Origin of the sequence: Xenorhabdus innexi, from assembly GCF_002632485.1 — a bacterium.
GTDB classification, from domain to species: domain Bacteria; phylum Pseudomonadota; class Gammaproteobacteria; order Enterobacterales; family Enterobacteriaceae; genus Xenorhabdus; species Xenorhabdus innexi.
The window spans coordinates 1-2,134 of the sequence record NZ_NIBU01000144.1 but is presented as its reverse complement, the minus strand read 5'-3'; the positions used below and the strand labels follow the sequence as shown (position 1 = coordinate 2,134).

Genomic DNA, 2,134 nt, shown 5'->3' with positions numbered 1-2,134 from the left:
AAAGGACAGCCGGAGAACGCCTTTATTCCTGAGCCGGACGCGGTGAAAGCGGGAGACCGTCATGCAGATTAAATCCAACAGTCTGGTGAAAATACTGGTGCCGGCGGTACTGCTCGCCGGCGGGGTTATCGGCCTCAGAAGTTGCAGCACAACCGACACGGTCTCACCTGCTGCGCCATCGCCCAATAATGCGCTGGCCACCCTGTCACCGGAGGAGTTACAGGCACTGGGCGTCGGTGGTGATACACCGGAAGATACCCTGCGAACGCTGGTCGGCACCCTCAATAAAGTGCGGACCGAGCAGCAACGGTTAACCCGGCAGAATGCCGATATCCTGAAAGAAAATGACCAGCTCAAAAATCAGCATCACGATGTGGCCGGTCAGATAGACGCGGCGGTTGCGGCTATCCGGCAGGAAGATGAACAGCGCCGGCGCGACTTACAGGATGAGCAGCAGGGGTTATTGGCGCAGATTGATTTGCTGACCGAGCGATTGAATTCAACCCCGCTGACTACGCCCGACAGTCCGGTCCCGACGGGGACGGGCAATTATCCCTATTCCGTGCAGGCAGGCACCGGGCAGGACGACCTTATCTGGATAACGCCGGCCGATGAAAAACCGGCAACCGGGCCGGGCCTCGGCCAGGGCAACGCTCCGGCACAATACCCGGCCTCATTTTTAGGTGAACCCCCTGCGGCCGGACAAAATCAATCTCAACCGGCTTTGCTTCAGAATGCCCCAAAGGACGAAAAGCAGAAACCGGTCTATACCCTGCCGGAAAATGCCACGTTAACCGGCAGTCAGGCGATGACCGCGTTATTAGGCCGGGTGCCGGTTAATGGCACGGTGACTGACCCTTACCCGTTCAAAATTCTTATCGGCAAAGATAACCTGACCGCCAACGGCATTGAACTGCCGGAGGTGGAAGGGGCGGTGGTGTCCGGCTCAGCCAGCGGGGACTGGACACTTTCCTGCGTGCGCGGTCAGGTCAATGCCATCACCTTTGTGTTTCAGGACGGCACGGTGCGCACCCTGCCGGGCAGTGGGCAGAAGACCGGCAATATCGGCTGGCTGTCCGATGAAAACGGCATTCCCTGCATCAGTGGTGAACGCAAATCGAATGCCGGCACCTATCTGCCGACGCTGTTTGCCCTCTCCGCCATGAACTCGGCCGGCGATGCGCTGAACGACAGCCAGCAAACCGCCCAGACCAACGGCACCGGCGGACTCACCACCGCGTTAACGGGCAGTGCCGGACAGGCGGCTCTGGGCAAAGCGCTGTCCGGGGGTATGAAGGACATGAGTGACTGGCTGAAACAACGTTACAGCCAGACCTTTGATGCGGTGTATGTACCGCCCGGTGCCCGTGTTGTGGTGCATATCAGCCAAAGTCTGGCGATTGATTACGAAACAACAGGCCGTAAGGTGCGCTACGGGTTCAGTGACACAGTTCAACAACATCAGGAAGCGTTAGATTAATGGAAACATCCTCTTCTCAATGGCTGTTCAGTGCCGGCCAGCCTTATTGCCTGGGGGTTAGTATCACACCCCATTCTGCCTCCGTCCCTGTTCAGCTTGACTGGTGTGTTATGCGTAAAAAAGCGCATCGGTTATATCTCTCCACCGGCCCGGAAGGCCGGGAACTGGCAGACGGTGAGGTGACCGTGTTTCGTCTGAGTGAAAGCCAGTGGCAGACGCAGGTTGCCGGTCACGCAGAGGCTCAGCCTGAACAGTGGGCGGTGCTGCCGTTTACTTTGTCCGAACTGGCCGTGCACCCGGAATTTGCCACCTTTGATTTTCTGGGTATGACGGAGACTGACGTATGCGAAAACTGAACCGGGTCTGGGTGGTGTGTCTGGCCGGATGGCTGGCCGGTTGTTCCACATCGAAAGACGCCTTGCTGCCTGCCGGTGAACAGACGGTGCTGGCGATGTGGCAGGGAAACCAGACCGGGCACCGTGCCGCCTCAGCAAGGCAAACGCTGCGCCGGGCATTAACCCCCGCCGAGCGACACAGGGCACCGGACGCACCGTATCACTACAGCCGTTCAGCGGCACAGGAAATCAGCCAACAGTTTCCCCGTTTACCCAACCCCGATATGGTGATGTATGTCTACCCGCATCTGGTTGCGGG

Annotated in this window: 3 protein-coding genes; all 3 read left to right on the top strand. The window is 58.6% G+C overall.

The window, feature by feature from the left end; translation table 11 throughout:
- Positions 1–61: 61 nt before the first annotated feature.
- Positions 62–1,480 carry a TIGR03752 family integrating conjugative element protein gene (locus Xinn_RS20510; RefSeq protein ID WP_099137794.1) on the top strand — a complete coding sequence of 473 codons (1,419 nt, stop codon included), beginning with the start codon at positions 62–64 and terminating at the stop codon, positions 1,478–1,480.
- On the top strand, positions 1,480–1,836 hold the full coding sequence (locus Xinn_RS20505; RefSeq protein WP_086956848.1) for a hypothetical protein: 357 nt from the start codon (positions 1,480–1,482) through the stop codon (positions 1,834–1,836). The genes Xinn_RS20510 and Xinn_RS20505 overlap by 1 nt, the downstream gene beginning before the upstream one ends.
- A partial coding sequence (locus tag Xinn_RS20500) for a TIGR03751 family conjugal transfer lipoprotein (protein WP_099137793.1) occupies positions 1,824–2,134 on the top strand: 311 nt, incomplete at its 3' end. The genes Xinn_RS20505 and Xinn_RS20500, both read left to right, overlap by 13 nt.